Genomic DNA, 14,710 nt, shown 5'->3' with positions numbered 1-14,710 from the left:
AGTCCCTATCTGGCCAGGAAGACGTCTCCCGCTTCGTTCGTGTCGCCCGGCACCAGGTCCGCGGCCCAGGAGGTGAAGGCGATACGCCGGGCTCGCGCGTCGGCGGAGGGAATCTCCCAGGGCCATGCGCCGCCGGTCAGGACTGGCCGCGTGGCGCCGGTGCGCACATCGCGCACGCTCAGGCCCTCGCCGTCACTGAAGGCCAGCTGGCGGCCGTCGCCGCTGAAGACCCCGGACGCGGTGCTCTCGCCGGTGGCCGTCGCGTCCTGCCGCCATGTCGTCGCGGCGCGCACATCGCGGACGAAGACGTTGAGCTTCTTGTTGGTGTCGCCCGGAGTGATCTTGTCGGACAGTGTCTGGAAGACGACGCTCCGGCCGTCGGGGCTGATCCCGGTGAGGTGGGAGCGCCGGTCCGACGGGCCCGCGCCGTCGTACGGGACATCCACCTGTCGCGTCCTGCCGGTCCGGCGGTCCGTGACGTAGACATCGTTCACCGGTGGCCCGGACACCTTGGAGTGGTTCATCCCGTACGCGACGAAGCGGCCGTCCGCGCTGATCTTCGGCGCGGTCGCCTCCCGCGCGAAGTCGGGCGGCGGCGCGCTCACCCGCTGGGTGACGCCCTTCCTCACGTCCCGTACGTACACGCGCACCTCATCGCGTGGGGACAGCGGATACCACGGCTCGTCGTCCGCCACGAAGGCGACGTAGCGGCCGTTGGCGCTGATGGACGGGTTACGGGAGACGATGCCGTATCCCTCGTCCAGGCCCACGCTGACCTTCTCGGTGCGGCCGGTGCGTACCTCGCGTACGTACACGTCGGCGATCTGACCCGGCGGGCCCGAACCCGGGGCGAAGCGCGAGACGGAAGCGAAGGCCAAGTGGCGGCCGTCCGCGCTCAGGGACGGCTCCTCCGTCCAGGCGCCCTCGGGTGCGCCCGCGCCGTGAGCGCTCACCTTGGTCACAGCGGCCGTCCGCAGGTTCTTCAGGTAGACGTGGGAGCGGCCGGGAACGCTGCCAGGGCTGAGGTTCGCGGCCTGGGAGGAGAAGGCGACGAGTCGGCCGTCGGCGCTGATGGAGGGGGCGGTGGAGGGCCCGTCGCCCTGCGTGCCGTCCGCCGCCGCGCTGATCCGCTCCACGCGCGGCGGCGCGACGGGCCCCGCGAACGTTCCGGTCGCCATCGCCATCAGGGCCGACACCGTCAGCACCGGCACCACGGCGCCCTTCGCCGCCCTCAAGGCTCCCGCTGCCGACGCCGCGACGCCTCTCGCCGCCGTGCGGTCACGCATGTCCATGGTGCTCCCCCGAACGCGTCTCTCCCCTGCTCTTCGCCGGGGCCTCCAAGGATGCAACGCCTTGCCTGATGACGGTCAATCAGCTCTTTTCCGTACAACCAGGCAGCCCGGCCAAGCGTCCGTGAGACCGCCATCCCGCGAGCCGGTGGGGCCATGACCTGGTGACGTCCGGCGGGTGGGCGGACGGGCGGCCCCGTGTGCCCCGCTTCCCCTGGGAGCCGGGATTCGGGGCCGACCGGCGGGGGTTGATGATGGTGGGTATGACGCGACCACGCAGAAGAGCGGAAATGTTTGTCAGCGCCGAGCACGATCGCCGGTTGAGCGCGCGCACGACAGGAGACGAGCGCGGCATGCTCGTCGACTTCCTGGCGGCCCAGCGGGCGACGCTGGAGATGAAGTGCGCGGGGCTGGACGCCGAGTTGTCCCGGCGGTCCGTGGAACCCTCCACGCTCTCGCTGCTCGGCCTCGTCCGGCACCTCGCCGATGTGGAGCGCCGCTGGTTCCGGCAGGTGATGGCCGGGCAGGACGCACCGCCCCGCTTCTCCTCGGCGGAGGACCCGGACCGGGACTTCGACGGCGCGGCGGCCGACCCCGCGGTCGCCGCCGGGGCGTGGGAAGCCTGGCGTGCCGAAGTGGCGTTCGCCGATGGCTTTGTCGCCGAAGCGGCCTGCCTCGACATCGTGGGCGACGACGCGTGGCGCGGGACCGTCTCGCTGCGCTGGGTTCTGATCCACATGGTCGAGGAGTACGCCCGCCACAACGGACACGCGGACCTGCTCCGGGAGCGGATCGACGGCGCCATAGGAGTGTGAGGGCAAGCGGCTCACGGCGGCCACCGCCGCCGCGCCCCGGTGGCCGCCGGTGGGTCGCCCCGTGCGTCGACGTTTCCGCGTCCGGTCGCCACGGCGGCACTCCCGGCGCCGCGTGAACCGGTGGCGCGTGAACCGGTGGCGCGAAGGCGGGACCGCGGCATGCCGGGGGCGCCAATTGATGGGTGCCGGGCGCGCGTTGCTGTCTTGTGTCCCCGGCGGCGGGGGGCCGGGGGCGAGCCCATGACGAGGGACCGCGGGTGGCTCGTGCCGCGCCGGGGCGCCAGTCTCGGCCGCGCGCGGGTGGTGCGCCGGCGCCCGATGGCGCGGCCCGCGCCGGGGCCGGGGGCGGGCGGGACCGCCTCGCTCGCATGGAGATCCTTCGCCGGCCGAGGCCCGTTGGCCTGCGGACAACAGGCGGTCGCGCTGCGGCGAGTCGGCACGCCGCGTGCGGAGGCGGGCGGCCGCGCGCCGCGCCAGGGCTGTGTGGCGGTGTGTCCAGGCGATCGGATGGCCGCCCTGAAACTGTCGGAAAGCAGGCCCCTCGGTGTCTTGCCAGTGCCCACCGGCCGTACTTACTCTCTAGTAAGCCCAATGGCATTGGCATGTCTTGGTCAAACTCGCCCTGGCGTTCAGCCGAGCCGCTCAAGCCGCCACGCGCCCGCTCCCCCCACGTACTCCACAGCGCCCCACCTCACTCGCCTGAAGGGGATATATCGCCATGAGGGATGCGCAAGGCAGACATATTATGGGTCGTGTGCGTTGGCGAAGATTCGCCGTGCTCTGCGTCCCTGGTCTCACCGCTACGGCCGCGCTGGCCATAGCCCTCGCCAACGGTGCGATCGCCGCGTCTTTCGCCGTCTCGGGCCAGCAGTTCAAGGTGGCCGCCGACGACCTCAGCGGAGACGGCTTCGCCCAGTACGGCAGCGTGGACACCAACGCCCGCGGCGACCTGCTGCCCGTCGCGGTCACGGCCATCAAGAAGGCCGAGATCAAGAACCTGTGCCAGTCGGTGGTCACCAGACTGCCGGTACTCGGCAGCATCTCCCTGAAGATCTCGGCGGGTACGGGCTCCAAGCCGGTTCAGGCCACGGACCTCTACATGGACGCCACCGAGATATCCGGCGACGCGAGCTTCAACGACATCGAGATCGGCCGGGACGCCTCCACGCTCGACAAGGGCCCTGACGGCGCCCAGGGGATGCAGGACATGTTCTCCCAGCAGGCCGATGACATCCGCATCTCCAAGCTCCGCACCGTCGCCTGGGCGACCACCGCCGGCACCTTCAAGCTCAACGGACTGAGCCTGAAGATCAGCAAGGGCAAGAAGGAATGCTTCTGAGCTTCCGGCGGTGGCGTCGGGGCCGGCCGTTCTGGGGCGGCCTGATCACCATCGTCGCGGGCGCGGAGATCGCCGCCATTCCCCTGGCCCCGATGAAGGTCATGGTGTTGCAGGGCGTGACCGGCGTCGTCTCGGTGCTGCTGGGGCTCGTGCTGGTCCTGATGGGACTGAGTGCCTGGTTCGCGCCCTACTACCGGGGGCTCGCGGGCGTACTCGCCGTGATGGTCGCCGCGGCCTCGCTCGTCCTGTCCAATCTCGGCGGATTCTTCTTCGGCACCATCACCGGCGTCATCGGCGGCAGTCTCCTCTTCGGCTGGCAGCCGCTACCGCCGCCGGAAGAACACGTGGACCCGGGTGACCGGCACACCGGCGCCGGCTCCCCGGAAGCGGAGCACGCGGACGACACCGACCCGGCCTGTGCGCGGGGGCACACGGCCGAGTCACCACCGCGGCAGAGCTGAGCCGCCGCCGCTGCCCGACTCCACCCCACAGCCCCACCCATCACCTCCACCTCCAAGGAGCCGCACCATGTCCAAGTCCTTATCCCCCCGCGCCCTGGTGGCAGCGGGCGCCGGGCTCGCCACCGCGGCCGCCCTGTCCCTCACCGGCACGGCGCAAGCCCAGCCCACCACCGCCGCCGCCGGGCCCACGACGGTCAGCCCCGCAGGCCACTACTTCAAGGCCACGCTGTCCGGCAAGGCCACCTTCAAGGCCGGTTCTGTGACGGTGACCTGCTCCGTCTCCACCTCTCAGCCCACCGACCCGGCCGGCACCGACGCCGCCAACCAGGTACCGGCCGCGCCGGGCAACACCAATCCCGCCGGGTCCGTCGGCGGCCCGCTCAACCCGCCCACATACAGCTCCTGCACCGCCAGCCTGGCCGGGGTCACCGCGACCGTCGTCACCAGCGGAACGTGGGGCGTCGCCGTCCAGCACGGCGAGCAGGTGAGCGCGAGCCTCACCATTCCCACCGGTGGCTTCGTCCTCAAGACCAGCGGTCTGGCGTCCTGCACGGTGACCGCGGCCCCCACCGCGCCCGCGACGGTCTCCGGCTCGTGGACGAACGGCGCGCCCTCCAAGCTCGCCTTCACAGGCGCCTCGGTGCCCATCCAGGTAGTCGGCGGCTTCGGCTGCCCGACCAGCTCCACGGCCTCCACGTTCAACGTCGCGTACGACGTCACCGACGTCACCGACCCCGCGTCCCAGATCACCGTGACGGGCTGACCGCCTCCGCGTCACCCCTGCCACGGTTCTCCCGCCACCGGCTCCGGTGGCGGGAGAACCGTTCCCGGGCGGGCCACCGGGAGGTGGCCGCCGGGGCCGGAAGGCGCTCGCGTGCCACTCCCCCAGTGCCGCGAGGGCGTTGTTGCGCCGATGCGGTGAGACATACGGGTACCGGGACGCGTCGGCCAGGGGCCCGGCGCGTCGGCGGGTGATAGTTCCGGGGGTGACCACGCCCTCGCCATGCCCGGTGCCGCTTCGAGAACGCGGCGGACCAGCCACCCGCGCGGTGCGGCGCCCGCCAGGAACGAGCAGGAGGGCACCCACGGCGCGACCGTGGCGCGGTCACCAGCCGACGCCCCTCCGCTGAAGGCGCACCCGTGGACTGGTACCCGCTGCGGCTGACCACTCCGGTCAAACAGCATGTGTTCGGCGGCCGGGCCATCCCCGACCGGCTGGGCCGCACGGACATGCCCGCGGGCCCGGTCGCGGAGACCTGGGAGGTCAGCGACGTCGAGGGAGACGGCTCCCACGTCACCAACGGTGCGCTGGCCGGCCGTTCCCTGCGCGAGCTGACGAGGGATCACCCCGGGGAACTGGTCGGGCGCGGCCACCCGGGCGGGCCCCGGTTCCCACTGCTGACGAAGTTCATCGACGCCCGCCACGCACTGCCGGTGCATCTGCATCCCGACGACGCGGCGGCCCGCCGTCTGGAGGGCGAACCGAACGGCAAGACGGAGGCGTGGCACATCCTGGACGCCGCGCCGGGGGCCACCGCCCTGGCCGGAGTGCGCGAGGGTGTGGACCGCGCGGAGCTGCGGCGGGCGCTGCTGGCACAGGACTTCGACTCCGTCATGCGCCGACTGCCCGTCCGGGCCGGGCAGACCCTCTACGTACCGGCCGGGACCCTGCACAGCTTCGGCCCCGGCACGCTGGTCTACGAGATCGAGCAGACCTCCGACCTGCAACAGCACGCGATGCGGTACCGGATGGAGGACGGCACGGCGATCGACGACGGCCAGTGGCACGCCAACATCGAAGCCCTGCTGGACGAGTGGCACGCCGCGCCGAGACCGGAGTTCACCGACGGCATCGAGGTCGCGGCCCATGACGGTGTGCGGCGAAGGGTGCTGAGCGCGGGCCCGTACTTCGCCCTGGAGCGGTGGTGCGCGGAGAAAGCGGGGGAAGCGGGGGAAGCGGAGGAAGACGTGCGCCTGGTCCACTGCTTCGACACGGCCGTCGTGCTCAGCAACGCCGGGGCGGCGGCCACCGTGACCTGCGGGGCGTGGAGCGAACGCCTCGACCGGGGTACGACACTGCTGCTTCCGGCGGCCCTGGGCCGGGTCGAGGTCCAGGCTCCCGCCGACGTACTCCTCGGCTATCTGCCCGACCTCGAACGTGACATCCGGCAGCCGCTGCTGGCCGCCGGTCACCCGGCGGCCGCCGTCGCCGCCCTGGGAGCGGGCCCCAGGTGACCTGCCCCGGCGGCGGAGGCGGTGAACGTCGCGAACCTTCGGCGCGGGGCGGGCGCCTCCCCCGGCCGGTTCGCCTCCGCTCGCCCGGGGGCCTGGAGTCCGCGCCCTAGACCGAGTCGGCCTTGAGGCGGCTGACGGCGCCGCCGTCGTCCAGGGGGGTGATGCGGCGCAGCGCGGTGAACGCGGCGGCCGGGTAGCGCGGATCGGGCCGCAGGGCGTACTCGCGCAGGCATGCCTCGGTGAACTTGATGACGTGCTCGTCACCGTGCTCGGCGGCTCGCGCACCCAGTTCCTCCACCGAGGGCAGCTCCGGGATGTGCGACCGCCAGGCCGTCGTGCCCTCCTCGCGCCGGTCGGAGGTGAAGGCGAGCAGGAACGCCGTGTGCATCTGCCACAGCCGGGCCAGCGTCGGTTCGTGCTGCTCGTACGGCAGATGCGGGAGCACGATGCGTACGGCGGCGGGCGCGGTGACGCCGTGGATGAGCGGGACGGGGAACACCTCGGGGTGGCCGAGGTAGACATCGGCGAACTGCAGCGTCATCTCGCTCAGCAGCCGGGGTGCCTGCTCCGGGGCCAGCCACTCCAGGGCGTCGTTGTACCCGGGCAGGTCCGTGAGGGTGTCCAGGCGGAGGCGGGCGGCGCTCGGGCCCCTGGGACCGTCCTGCGGCACCCGGGGGAGCTCGGCGACCGCGACCGGCAGCTCGTAGCGGCCGCTCAGGCGGGGGTGGCCGGGGAGCTCGGTGTAGCGGGCGGCCCAGTACGCGAGGCCGCGTGCCAGCTCGTGCAGCTGGAGGCGCGTCGGCTTGTCGGCCGCGGCGTACAGGCCGCGCACCGCGTGCGCGGTGCGGATGAGGCCGTGGGTCAGCCCGGCGAACAGCCCCGGAATCAGGCGCGGCCACCAGCGGGCGAGGACATCGCGCCAGTGCGCCTCGGCGAGTTCGCGGACGAACAGGCTCTCCCAGTCCCCGGCCCGGTCGAAGGCGCCGAGGGCGGGGCGCCAGGAGGACTCGTCCGCGGGGTCGAGAGGGAAACGCGCGGCGGGCGGCTCATGGTGTTCCATCGCGCGGCGGTAGCGCCGCACCCAGCGGGCGACCTCGTCCTCGTGCCCGAGCAGGGCAAGCGCCTCGGCGCCCATCGGGCCGTGATTGGCAAGGTCCACCCCCTCCCCGCGCTCGTACCCGAGATCGTCCATCCGTTCCAGGGCGTCGTTGAGCGCATCGCTGTAGCTGATCGACGGCATGCGGAGTCACACCTTTCGGATATCCGAACGGTTTGGAAATCCAAACCATTACACTCGCAGTATGCCGCACACGCACAAGCCCGGGAAGGCGCCCCGGCTGCCCACCCCCGACGAGGTCAAAGTCGTCGGTCTCGTACCGCTGCTGGAGCCGTTCTTCCGTGGGTCGGTGGTGCGGGATCTCATGCCCAACCCGTTGCGCGACGCGATGGACACCAGCGGGCTGACGCCGCGCCACGGCGCCGTGCTGCCGCAGCTGCTGGCCGGGGAGCCGCTGACCGTCAGTGAGATCGCCCGGCGGCTTCATGTGTCGGTGCCCACCGCCAGCGAGCTGGTCGGCGGCCTGAGCCGGGCCGGGATCGTGGTGCGCGCCGAGGACCTGGCGAACCGCCGCCGCGTCCTGGTGTCACTGGCCGAGGAGTACCGCCCCTCGCTCGAAATCTTCATAGCCCGGCGGACCGAGCCGCTGCTGCGCGCCTTGGACGGTCTGACGCCCGGCGAGCGTGCGGGATTTCTGGCGGGGCTCACGGGCTGGGTCCGCGAGGTGCAGAGCTAGGGGCGGAGCCCAGGGGCACGGCGCTGGAACCCCGATGCTGGTCCGCTCGCCTCCACGGTGGCGCGACGCGGCCGAAAGCCGGCGAGGGCCGACAAGGGCCCGGCGAAGGCCGACGAGGAGAGCCCGCCGGCGGCTCGCGGGGGAATAACTCCTGTCCCCGAAGCGGCTGTCGTGATTCACCGGAGGTCTGAGACGCAGCCTCTGCGGGGGGTGCCGTCGGCAGCGTCGCGGCATCGCCCGCCGCGTCCGCGCACCGCCGCGGTGCGCGGAGCCGAGCCAGGGAGAACCGCCGTGCTGAAGGCATTCGCCGACCTGTCCACGCCGCTGGTGGCCGACGCCTGTGTCCGCTGTGACGTGCCGCTACGCGCCGCGCCGCCCGGCATCGGCGCCCTCGCCCCCGGACACCGGGTAGCGGGACGAGCGCTGCCCGTGCGGCACTACGGCAGCGTGGACGTCTTCTTGGAGGCGTTCAGCGCGGCAGCGGAGGGCGACGTGCTCGTCATCGACAACGGCGGGCGGACGGACGAGGCGTGCGTCGGCGACCTGGCGGTACTGGAAGCCCAGGCGGCGAGGGTGGCGGGCCTGGTGATCTGGGGGCTGCACCGGGACACACCGGAACTGACGGAGATCGGCCTTCCCGTGTTCAGTTACGGCAGCTGCCCGCCCGGCCCGGTGCGGCTCGACGAGCGGGAACCCGAGGCGCTGGCCACCGCGCGGTTCGGGTCGCATCTGGTGAGCGGCGATGACATGGTCTTCGGCGACGCGGACGGCGTGCTGTTCGTCGCCGCCGAGCACGCCGAGGACGTGCTGACGACGGCGCACCAGATCTGGCAGACCGAACGCGAACAGGCCCGCAAGATCCGCGCGGGCGAGACACTGCGCCGGCAGACCGCCTTCGACGACTACCTGGCACGGCGCGCCGCCGACCCGTCGTACACCTTCCGGCAGCATCTGCGGCGAATCGGCGGAGCCATCGAGGAGTAGGGCGGAGAGTCGGTCCGGCGCCGCGGGGCCCGCCGACCCCGGTCACGCGCCACGGCGAGACGGCGGCACCGCGACACGGCAACACGGCGGCACAGTTACGTCGTGACGTGCCGCCGGTCGCCTGATGTGCCGGCGGTCGCCTGGCGTGCCGCCGTGCGCCTGATGTGCTGCCGAGCGTCTGGCGTGCGGCCGGGTGCCCGAACGTACGGCGCTGGCCGCCTGACGTCCTGTCGGACCGCTGCCGTACCGCCGCCGGTTGTCTCACCGCGCGGCGGGGGCGCCTGCCTCGTCGGAGGCGGGTGCCCCTGAAGCCGCCGTCGTCGTGTCGGCCCAGGCGGTCGCGTAGTACTTCACCCGGTCGTCCTCCGCGACCAGCCGCATGCCGACCGCTGTCATGACCCGTTGTGAGGCGATGTTGTCGTGGTCGGCGTCGCCCTTCACGCAGGCGATGCCGTGCGCCCGCGCGAGCAGAAGCAGTTCACGGAGGGCTTCCGAGGCGTATCCCATGCCGCGTACGGACGGGATCAGGCCATAGCCGATCGTGACGCTGCGGTCCTCGTCCGGTGGCCTGTTGAAACCCAGGCTGCCGATGACCAGCCCGTCTTCCCGCCGGCGGATCTCGTAGTCCCCGAACGGCTGCGGGTTGCCGGTGGCCGCGCAGTGGTTCAGGAAGTCCGCGGCCGATTCCACATCACCGTCAGTGGGGTAACCGGGCGCCCACCGGGAGCCGTCCGCCGGTTCCCTCGCAACGACCCGCCGGGCCTCGTCGACGCTCATCGGACGCAGCTCAAGGCGCGCGGTCACACGTGTCTCCCTACGCATCTCCATGCAGAGCGGATTATCACGCGCGACGGCCGGACCGCATGCGGATAACCCGGCACGGTGCCGCCTCGCGGCCACGGACGGCCGGAGTGCCCCCGGGCCCCTGGGCACCCACGAGGGCGGAAGTCACTCACCGGCCGATGAACCTGGCCATGTCATCGCCGGTCAGCTGGGGCGGACCGCTCTCCGCCCCCGTGCCCAGCGACTGCTCGACGGCACCGCGCATACGCCTGATCTTGAGGCGGACCAGGACAAGGGAGGACCGCTCATCGACGATGACGGCGAGGATCGCGCGCTGGGCCACGACCGTCATGTGCAGCTGCTCCTGCCCCTCCCCGGGGCGGGGCGCCGAGAACTCCCCCTCCGCGAGCAGCTTCGCCAGACCGTCCGCGGCCGCGGCGCTGCCCGCCGTCAGGTCGGTGAGCGATGCGGTGTCAGCCTGGCCGTCCTCGCGCGCCGAGGCGAGCTGCTGACCGTCCTTGCCGAACAGGTAGACGGCCTTGGCGCGGGCATCCGCCCGCAGCCGCGCCAGGGCGTTCTGCGAAGCGAGCGCGGATTCCTCTGAGCTGGGTCCGGCCATGGACATGGCGCAACCTCCTGAGCGGGCAGTGATACGTCGGACAGCGAGCCACATCCCGACTCTGGTAGTCCGGATCGTAGCTGTTCCGCGCCGCGGTGACGGGCGGGCCGGGGACGGGGGCGGCTCTCGCGGAGCCCGGCCGTCGCGCTCCCTTCCCTTCCTGCGCAGGGCGGGCTCAGGTCCTGGAGCGCCGGTCGGCCGGGCGGCCGCTCAGCCCGTGTCCGGCGGATCGTGCTGGGGACGGGAGGCACAGTCTGCGCATCGCGGACCGCGGCTGCGTCGTGGCTGGTCGCACAGTTCCCCGCGCCCCTGACGGGGCACGCCCCTTGGCTGTGCCGGAGCGTGCTTCCCCTGGGGCTGGCGGCCTGCGAGGCCCCATGCGCGACCCCGATGCCGGGCGCGTGTGATCCGCCGGACACCCTTAGGCGCCGCGACGCGGCGGTTACGACGCCGCCCGCTGTCCGCCGTCCGCGCCGCTGGTGAGGGCCCGCACCAGTTCCTCGCGGCTCATCTTCGAACGGCCGGGGACATCCTGGTCCGTCGCTCGCTGGTAGAGGTCCTTCTTGCTGAGCGCTTCCAGGTCCTCGCCCTTCCCTTTCCCGCTGGGGCGTTCGCCTTTCCTCTTTCCTGCTCCGCTCTCCGGCTCGCCGCCGCGGCTCTTACCGCGCTGACGGCTTTGATCGCTCTTGCCGCTCTTGCCGCTCTTGCCGCCCGAGCGGCTGCCGCGTGCCTCGGAGAGCCGCCGCGGCTCCCCCGCCCGCGTGTCCTGTCGCGTGTCCTGCGTACGGGCCTCGGAGACGCTGCGCTTGAGGACGTCCATCAGGTCGACCACGTTGGTCGCGTCCGGCGGTCCGGCCTCGCTCACGATCTCCTCGCCCCGCTGTTTGGCGTCGACCAGCTCGCGGACGCGTTCCTCGTAGGTGTCGTGATAGTCCTCGGGCCGCCAGTCGATGCTGAGGGCGTCGATCAACTGCCGGGCGGCGGCCAGCTCCCGCTTCGTGGCGCTGACGTGCTCCGGCGCCACCTCCATCTCCTGCCGGGGGTCCCGGACCTCGTCCACGTAGTGCATGGTGTGGAGCACCAGGACCTCCTCCTGCGCCCGCAGCGCCGTCAGATACTGCTTGCCGCGCATGGTGAAGGTGGCGATGCCCGCCTTGCCCGACTCCGCCAGCGCGGCGTGCAGCAGCGCGTAGACCTTCTGGTACTCCTTGCCCTTGGGGCCCAGGTAATAGGTGCGGTCGAAGAAGACGGGTTCGATCTGGTCCAGTTCGACAAAGCCGTTGATGTCGATGATCTGCGACTTGCCGGGGGGCGACCTCGTCGAGCTCCGCGGGCTCCACGACGACGTACTCTCCCCCGCCCAGGTCGTAGCCCTTGACGATGTCACTGGTGTCGACTTCTTTTCCCGTGCGTTCGTTGACCCGTCTGTAGCGGATACGGTCGCTGGTGCCACGCTGCAACTGGTGGAAGTGGACCGTGTGGTCCTCGGTGGCCGTGAACAGTCTCACGGGCACCGTCACCAGGCCGAACGTGAGGACGCCCGACCAGATCGGCCGTGCCATCACCCACTCACCTCGCTCTCAGGGCCGTCGTCCTCGCGCCGGTCATCTGTCGCCGGTCGCCAGCTCTTCCGCGCGTGACGCCGCCGTGTCCGCGCGCTGCCTGGCCTGCCGCGCGGCGCGCTCCGCGGTCCGCAGCCGGTCCTGCTCCTGATGGACGCCGACCTCAGTGGCACACTGCCGCTCTTCGGCCTCCTTGAGCTGCCTGGCCAGGTCTGCCGCCCGTTCGCGGTCCTGCCCGAGGCGGCTCTCGGCCTCCTCCAGCTGCCGTGCGCGCTCCTCCACCTCCTCCTCGCGGGCACGAGCCGCACGCTCGGCTTCCCGCGCTTCGCGCCGGGCGTGAGCGAGTTCGTCGCGCCGTTCCCGCTCCCGCCGCCGTTGACGGGCCTGGTCCAGATCCACGAGCGACGCGCCGCCGGGCTCCCGGCTCGCCGTCTTCCGCTGGGACGTCTTCCGCTCGGCCGTCTTGCCGGTGGACCGGGCGGACGGCGGGCCCGGCGAGTCGTCGCCTGAGGGCGCCGGGGTGAATCCGGTCGGTGCGCTCAGCGGCTTGGCCAGTCGTCCCGCCGCCCACTCTCGCGCCGCCCTGGGGTCCGCCAGCACCGCGTGCAGGGTCTCGGCGACCTCCCGCCGCACGCCCTCGCCGACCGGGTGACCGGCGTCAGCGGCCAGCTGCCTCGCCTGCCGGGACAGGGCGCCGACCAGGGTCCGCTGCTGCCGGGTGAGGTCGCGCAGCTGCTGCCCGTCCAGGTCCCGGTGCGCCTGGCGCAGGCTTTCCCCTAGGTCCACCAGCGGCTCGACCTCCTGGGGCTGCTCGCGGACGAGGAGGTTGCTCACCCAGGCCGACAGGGTCGGGCGGCGCAGGGCGCGCAGCTGGTCGGCGAGCTGCCGGTCTCCGGCCTTGCGTGCCTCCGCGACCCGCTCGTCGCGGGCCGCGGTGAAGTCCTCCGGCCGCAGCCCGTACAGTTCCCCGGCCACCGTCTCCAGATCCACGGACCTTCCCCTCGACACCCACCGACCGCGTCGATTTTCCCACCTTTTACCCGTTTGTGCGGTCCCGTGGTCCCCCACATGCGCCGCCCTCCGCCCACGCGGGCACGTCGCGTCGCTCAGCGGCGGGCTCGTACGGGCCCGCCGCTGTTCAGCACAGGCCGCTGAGATCGGGCGGGGGCCGCGGACCCGCTCCGGGCCCGCCCGGCGGTCACTTCCGGCAGCGTTCCAGGCCCTCGGGGGTGTAGCACGGCAGGTGGCCATGGGCTTCCAGCACGTCCTGGCCGCTTCCCCTGGTCATGTACGTCAGGAAACTGGAGGCGAGGGAGCCGGTGGGCGGGCGGCCGTAGGAGTAGGCGTACTCGATCTCGGTGAACGGGTACGTGCTGTCGCCGATGGCCTCGACGGATGGCGCCCGGCCGTTGAGGCGGACCGTGTGCAGGCCCTTGGACGTGGTGGCCGCGCGCAGCTCGCTGTAGCCGACAGCGCCTGGCAGCCCGGCCACGGTGCGCAGGACCTGCTCGGTGCTGCCCAGTTCGCATCTGGTGACCTTGTCCCGCGCCGAGTTCCTGTCCTCGCAGTTGCGCGAGGTGAACCCGGGCTCTCCGTCGCCGCCGAGGACCCGCCGCCGGAAGAGTTCGCGCGTGCCGGAGTCGGCGTCCCGGCTGACGAGCAGGATGGGCAGGTCAGGGCCGCCGAGCGCCTTCCAGTTGGTGATGTCTCCGCGATAGATGCCGCGTATCTGGTCCGTCGTCAGGTCATCGATGCCGACCTTGTCGTTCACCACGAGCGCGAACGTGGACACGGCGACCGTCTCTCCGGTCAGCCGCGGACGCCCCTTCGGCTTGGGGCCGTCGGACAGGGCGATCAGCGCAGGGGGCTTCCCGCTGGCGTCCGCGCCCGCTTCCGCCAGTTCCCGCACGCCCTCGTCGCTGCCGTGCGGGTCCACGACGATGTCCGCGTCCGGGCAGTCGGACTCATACCGCTTGGCGAGCTCGACCATGACGGGCTGGAAGGCCGTGGAACCGGTCAGGGTGAGCTTTCCGGTGGCGCAGCCGATGGGGGGCGGCGTGTCCTCGCGTACGACGATCATGCCCGCCAGGGTGATGACGCACAGGGTGAGCAGCATGGTGATCAGCCGGGCGGGCTTGCTGAACAGCGGCGGCTTGTCGTCGACGGTCGTGCTCCGGTTGGGTGCGACCGCGCCGTCCCTGATGCCGCCCGTGACCCGGATGTCACAGCCGACCCGGCCGCCCTTGAGCAGCACCAGCAGCTTGTAGTGCTGGCCCCGGTTCAGTGAGACGCGCGGAAGGCGGATCGTGTGGTCGTTGTGCTGTAGCCCGCCCAGGCCCCCGGCCGGGACGAAATGGTCCATCAGGTGCTCGGCGTCGGAATGCGTGACGGCGATACCCCTGACCACCCGGTCGGTGAAGGCGACCGTCAGACCACGGAAGGGGTCGCGGTCGGTGTAGTCGGTGTCGGCGATGCTGTCCGCCCCGTCGTTTTCGATACGGAGCAGCACAAGCGTCGCGTCGGACATGTCGGGGAGGTCGTTGAACAACCCCAGCCGTACATTCGGCTGGCCGTACCCGTTGCCGTCGTCGCTGCCGATGGGTGTGTCCATCTGCACGCGGTATCCGATGCGTTTTCGGCGCGGGACCCGGCGCTCGTACCAGACCACACCGACGGATACCGCGAGACCGAGCAGCGCGGTGAGTACCGCCACGACGCTGTCAGCGCTCAGCCAGTCCACGTGTCCCTCGCCCCCGTGCGTACCACCCGGACCGCTGTGAGAGCCCGGTCTCCGTATGAGGCCACGCCGGGGGCTGTGGGGGACGCTGTT

14 protein-coding genes and 1 pseudogene are annotated in these 14,710 nt (G+C 72.0%); 7 read left to right on the top strand and 8 right to left on the bottom strand.

Going from position 1 to position 14,710, the window contains the following annotated elements; translation table 11 throughout:
- Window positions 1-5: 5 nt before the first annotated feature.
- Complete coding sequence (locus AC5P1B_RS13590) at window positions 6-1,292, bottom strand: TolB family protein (protein ID WP_493887244.1); 1,287 nt, start codon at window positions 1,290-1,292, stop codon at window positions 6-8.
- Window positions 1,293-1,552: 260 nt separating this feature from the next.
- Between AC5P1B_RS13590 and AC5P1B_RS13585 the strand changes: the two genes are divergently transcribed.
- From AC5P1B_RS13585 to AC5P1B_RS13565, 5 genes are all read left to right on the top strand, one after another.
- Window positions 1,553-2,104, top strand: coding sequence for a DinB family protein (locus AC5P1B_RS13585; RefSeq protein WP_493887243.1), 552 nt, complete (start codon window positions 1,553-1,555; stop codon window positions 2,102-2,104).
- A gap of 718 nt (window positions 2,105-2,822) precedes the next feature.
- A complete protein-coding gene (locus AC5P1B_RS13580) occupies window positions 2,823-3,443 on the top strand; it encodes a DUF6230 family protein (protein ID WP_493887241.1) in 621 nt (206 codons plus the stop codon).
- A complete protein-coding gene (locus tag AC5P1B_RS13575) occupies window positions 3,434-3,904 on the top strand; it encodes a DUF6114 domain-containing protein (RefSeq protein WP_493887240.1) in 471 nt (156 codons plus the stop codon). The genes AC5P1B_RS13580 and AC5P1B_RS13575 overlap by 10 nt, the downstream gene beginning before the upstream one ends.
- 67 nt (window positions 3,905-3,971) lie before the next feature.
- Window positions 3,972-4,667, top strand: a complete 696-nt coding sequence (locus tag AC5P1B_RS13570) for a hypothetical protein (protein ID WP_493887239.1) — start codon at window positions 3,972-3,974, stop codon at window positions 4,665-4,667.
- A 377-nt stretch (window positions 4,668-5,044) separates the two neighbouring features.
- Window positions 5,045-6,139, top strand: coding sequence for a type I phosphomannose isomerase catalytic subunit (locus AC5P1B_RS13565; protein ID WP_493887238.1), 1,095 nt, complete (start codon window positions 5,045-5,047; stop codon window positions 6,137-6,139).
- A 106-nt stretch (window positions 6,140-6,245) separates the two neighbouring features.
- On the opposite strand, the gene AC5P1B_RS13560 is transcribed toward AC5P1B_RS13565, so the two are convergent.
- A complete protein-coding gene (locus tag AC5P1B_RS13560; RefSeq protein WP_493887237.1) occupies window positions 6,246-7,379 on the bottom strand; it encodes a questin oxidase family protein in 1,134 nt (377 codons plus the stop codon).
- A gap of 61 nt (window positions 7,380-7,440) precedes the next feature.
- Between AC5P1B_RS13560 and AC5P1B_RS13555 the strand changes: the two genes are divergently transcribed.
- Both AC5P1B_RS13555 and AC5P1B_RS13550 read left to right on the top strand, forming a co-directional pair.
- Window positions 7,441-7,932 carry a MarR family winged helix-turn-helix transcriptional regulator gene (locus tag AC5P1B_RS13555; RefSeq protein ID WP_493887236.1) on the top strand — a complete coding sequence of 164 codons (492 nt, stop codon included), beginning with the start codon at window positions 7,441-7,443 and terminating at the stop codon, window positions 7,930-7,932.
- A 291-nt stretch (window positions 7,933-8,223) separates the two neighbouring features.
- A complete protein-coding gene (locus AC5P1B_RS13550) occupies window positions 8,224-8,916 on the top strand; it encodes an RraA family protein (RefSeq protein ID WP_493887235.1) in 693 nt (230 codons plus the stop codon).
- 261 nt (window positions 8,917-9,177) lie between these two features.
- Here the strand turns inward: AC5P1B_RS13550 and AC5P1B_RS13545 are convergent, their stop codons facing one another.
- The 6 genes and pseudogenes from AC5P1B_RS13545 to AC5P1B_RS13520 all read right to left on the bottom strand — a co-directional run bounded on the left by AC5P1B_RS13545 (window position 9,178) and on the right by AC5P1B_RS13520 (window position 14,620).
- Entirely contained in the window at window positions 9,178-9,720 is a 543-nt protein-coding gene (locus AC5P1B_RS13545) for a GNAT family N-acetyltransferase (RefSeq protein ID WP_493887234.1), read from the bottom strand.
- A 148-nt stretch (window positions 9,721-9,868) separates the two neighbouring features.
- Window positions 9,869-10,324, bottom strand: coding sequence for a roadblock/LC7 domain-containing protein (locus AC5P1B_RS13540; protein WP_493887232.1), 456 nt, complete (start codon window positions 10,322-10,324; stop codon window positions 9,869-9,871).
- Between the two features lie 436 nt (window positions 10,325-10,760).
- Window positions 10,761-11,705 (bottom strand): non-homologous end joining protein Ku, encoded by a 945-nt coding sequence (gene ku, locus AC5P1B_RS13535; RefSeq protein ID WP_493887230.1) that lies wholly within the window; start codon window positions 11,703-11,705, stop codon window positions 10,761-10,763.
- Window positions 11,686-11,880, bottom strand: a pseudogene (locus AC5P1B_RS13530) (Ku protein); the annotation flags it as partial. The gene ku and the pseudogene AC5P1B_RS13530, both read right to left, overlap by 20 nt.
- A 42-nt stretch (window positions 11,881-11,922) precedes the next feature.
- Window positions 11,923-12,870, bottom strand: a complete 948-nt coding sequence (locus AC5P1B_RS13525; protein WP_493887229.1) for a hypothetical protein — start codon at window positions 12,868-12,870, stop codon at window positions 11,923-11,925.
- Window positions 12,871-13,078: 208 nt separating this feature from the next.
- Window positions 13,079-14,620: a substrate-binding domain-containing protein gene (locus AC5P1B_RS13520; protein ID WP_493887228.1), complete on the bottom strand. Its 1,542-nt coding sequence runs from the start codon at window positions 14,618-14,620 to the stop codon at window positions 13,079-13,081.
- Window positions 14,621-14,710 lie beyond the last annotated feature (90 nt).

This window comes from Streptomyces sp. A01, assembly GCF_059026195.1.
This window is presented reverse-complemented; position numbering and strand designations above follow the sequence as displayed.